This window comes from Halobacillus sp., assembly GCF_049282395.1.
Classification (GTDB): domain Bacteria; phylum Bacillota; class Bacilli; order Bacillales; family Halobacillaceae; genus Halobacillus.
In genome coordinates this window covers 1-2,947 of the sequence record NZ_JBAPTY010000310.1, presented here as the reverse complement: position 1 = coordinate 2,947, position 2,947 = coordinate 1, and the positions used below count along the sequence as shown (strand labels likewise).

Sequence of the window (2,947 nt, the reverse complement as noted above, 5' to 3'; positions counted from 1 at the left end):
AACGAGAGCTGGACAGCGCTTATTATAGCCATTATCGTTATTATTTTCGGGGCAAGAAGCATGTGGAAACGTCAGAACAAAAAACGCCCCCGCGACTAGGGGGGCGTTTCTCTAGGAATATCTAGGGTAGTCATAGCGCCCGAACCATTGGTATCGGTGGCTTGAAAACCATTGATAAAGAGGGGCTCCGATAAGATTCAAACCTGGTAAATAAAGAAGAAGACCAATTAAAGAAACGGGTGGCAATACAAGCATCAATCTGCGTATCGTAAAGAACCCTTTCTTGATCTCCCCTTCCTTCGTCAGCATATGAATCTCATCCAGGGTGTTACGGCCTTCTAAGTAGGGATACAATCCACTTTGCTCGATTGCTTGAACAGACACCCACTTAATTTGGTCCAGCAAGTCAAACTTGCTGAAAACTCTCTTAATCTGGTAACAGAAAGGACACTGAGCATCATAAAAAACCACATGTTTCATTTCATCATCTCCTTTGTTCCATCGAAGTGCTGACTAATCCATGAGATGGACTCTAACCCATCCGCGAACACTATTAATCATCCATATTTCCTGGTATTTTTCCAACTCTTCTTTCCTCAGAACCCGCTCCTTAAGTTTTCCTTCTTCGACTAATTGTTTTCGGTAAGTACCTGAAAGCAGGCCGCAGGAAATGGGAGGCGTGTAAAATTCCCCATTAAATTTCACCACAAGGTTAGCGATGGTAAACTCTGTTAATTCACCTTTTTGATTCCATAGCAACACCATTTTATTTTTCTTTTGATGTTTTTCGTAAACTTTTCTGTGAGTCGTTTTATGGAACAAAAAAGGATCTTGCTCATCTACGGGCTGATCGGCCAATTCGGCTTCTAAAGCTGACGGGAATTCATCTAATGTTTTGCACTCAATTTCAGGATTCCCTTCTTGATCCACCAACATTCTTAGCTTGTACCCCCCTTGTCGATGAAGGGAAGTAATTTCACGAATTTTCCGTAGCAGCAGGGCCTGATCAACTTTAAATCCAAAATAATCACTGGAATTTTGCACACGTTTCAGGTGATAAGGAAGTAAAGAAATCCTTCCATCATCCAATCTCATTGTTTCTAACAACCGGAATTCAGGCACAGTTTCTGTGAGAAGTTTCGCCTTTGTATGGATCTCCTCATACTCTCCCTTAGACGTAGATTCCCATGTTACTCCCCCGCCTGTCCCATAGACAGCCGTTCCATTATTCAACATAACTGTACGAATCGGAACGTTGAAAACGGCTTCCTTTTCAGGGGTCATATATCCTATGGCTCCGCAATACACTTCACGCGGACTGCGTTCTAACTTTCGAATATATTCCATCGTCCGAACTTTAGGGGCGCCCGTAATAGATCCACACGGGAATAAAGCTTGAAAGACTTCCCACATACTGAAGGAATCATCGAGTTGTCCTTTTATCGTGGAGGTCATTTGATGGACGGTTGGATAAGTCTCCACTTCAAAGAGCTCAGGTACATGGACGGACCCGGGTAAAGCAATCCTCCCGAGGTCATTTCGAAGTAAATCCACAATCATCAGATTTTCGGAGCGTTCCTTTTCTGAACGAAGAAGGTCAGCTTTCCGTTTTTCATCTTCTGCAAGAAACCTGCCCCGGGGGGCTGTTCCCTTCATCGGCTTTGTGGTGATCGTCCCATCATCGATACGGAAAAACAACTCAGGTGAAGCGGATAAAAGCTGGTGTGTTCCCGTATTAATATAAGCACTGTACGAAGATTTCTGTGCAGCAGCCAGTTGTTTATAAAATACATATTCATTTCCTGAGAAGTCAGCCTTCAGCCTGGTTGTGTAGTTTACCTGGTAAGTCTCTCCCAGCTTTATGGCCTTTTTTATCTCGCTTATACCTTCTTTATACTGGCTGTAATCGCCTTCCATGAGCCAATCTGATACCTGAAACGAGTCCGAGTGGGGATTTACTTCGCTAGAGACTGGTTCATTAAATATTCCAAACCAGACCAGCGGCCATTCTGAGTTCGAATGAACTTGTAAAGCCTTATCAAAAGCAGGTGCAGCTTCGTAGGACACAAATCCTGCGGCATAAAAGCCTTGCTGCAACGCCTGTTCAACTTCAAGAAACGCTTGCTCCACCTGTTCGACCGTTTCAGCAGAAATAACACGCTCCGGGTCAGCAAATCTTTTAGGGCTCTTGTCTCCATAACGATCACTAAACTCGAATAATAAGGTTGGCCCTTTCATTGAAGCGCTCCCTCCAGTTCCAAACTACTTTTGGAAACAGCGGAGTGATAAGCATTAACGAGCATCTGATACCCGTAATCTGTCATGATGGACTCCGGATGAAATTGAATACCTTCTATAGGTAGTGTTCGATGCCTCACGGCCATCACTACCCCGTCCTCCGATACAGCACTAACTTCAAGAGTATTTGGAAGCTCCTTCGCAGGGGTATGGAGGGAATGATAACGAGTGACTTGAACATTCTCTGGAATGTCCCGAAAAACTGAGTTCCCGTCATGGTTGATTCTCGTGACTTTTCCGTGCATTGGCCGGGCCCCCTCTCTCACCGTGCCCCCGAAAAAATCGACGATTAATTGATGGCCTAAACATATCCCAAGGATGGGGATCGTTTTATGAAAATGCTCCAGGACATCCCGGCACACACCCGTCTCTGTGGGAGATCCAGGACCGGGGGACAAAACGATAAAGTCGGGATTAAGTTTCTTAATACACTCAATGGATGTCTGATCGTTTCTATATACTTTCACATCTTTATCGATTTGTTTAAAATATTGAACAAGATTATAAGTAAATGAATCATAATTATCTAAGATTAAAATCATAATAGCAGCACCTTCACTTGATGTAATGGTTTCTATTATCATTATACAAGCTTTCTCATTTGATTCTATAATTTGTTAGGGGAAAAATCATCACATTATATTAACGC

General features: G+C 43.3%; 3 protein-coding genes. All 3 read right to left on the bottom strand.

All coding sequences use genetic code 11. From position 1 onward, the window contains the following. Window positions 1-111: 111 nt before the first annotated feature. The 3 genes from WAM07_RS13260 to WAM07_RS13250 are packed head-to-tail and all read right to left on the bottom strand — an operon-like array spanning window position 112 to window position 2,840. Complete coding sequence (locus WAM07_RS13260; protein WP_422167559.1) at window positions 112-480, bottom strand: thiol-disulfide oxidoreductase DCC family protein; 369 nt, start codon at window positions 478-480, stop codon at window positions 112-114. A 33-nt stretch (window positions 481-513) separates the two neighbouring features. Further along, window positions 514-2,238, bottom strand: coding sequence for an aminodeoxychorismate synthase component I (pabB, locus tag WAM07_RS13255; protein WP_422167557.1), 1,725 nt, complete (start codon window positions 2,236-2,238; stop codon window positions 514-516). Beyond that, entirely contained in the window at window positions 2,235-2,840 is a 606-nt protein-coding gene (locus WAM07_RS13250; protein WP_422167561.1) for an anthranilate synthase component II, read from the bottom strand. The genes pabB and WAM07_RS13250 overlap by 4 nt, the downstream gene beginning before the upstream one ends. Between the last annotated feature and the right edge of the window lie 107 nt (window positions 2,841-2,947).

What these genes read in the sequence shown, in the direction of transcription:
- WAM07_RS13260 (WP_422167559.1), bottom strand. Translation starts at nt 480, where the DNA reads ATGAAACATGTGGTTTTTTATGATGCTCAGTGTCCTTTCTGTTACCAG.
- WAM07_RS13250 (WP_422167561.1), bottom strand. Translation starts at nt 2,840, where the DNA reads ATGATTTTAATCTTAGATAATTATGATTCATTTACTTATAATCTTGTT.
- pabB (WP_422167557.1), bottom strand. Translation starts at nt 2,238, where the DNA reads ATGAAAGGGCCAACCTTATTATTCGAGTTTAGTGATCGTTATGGAGAC.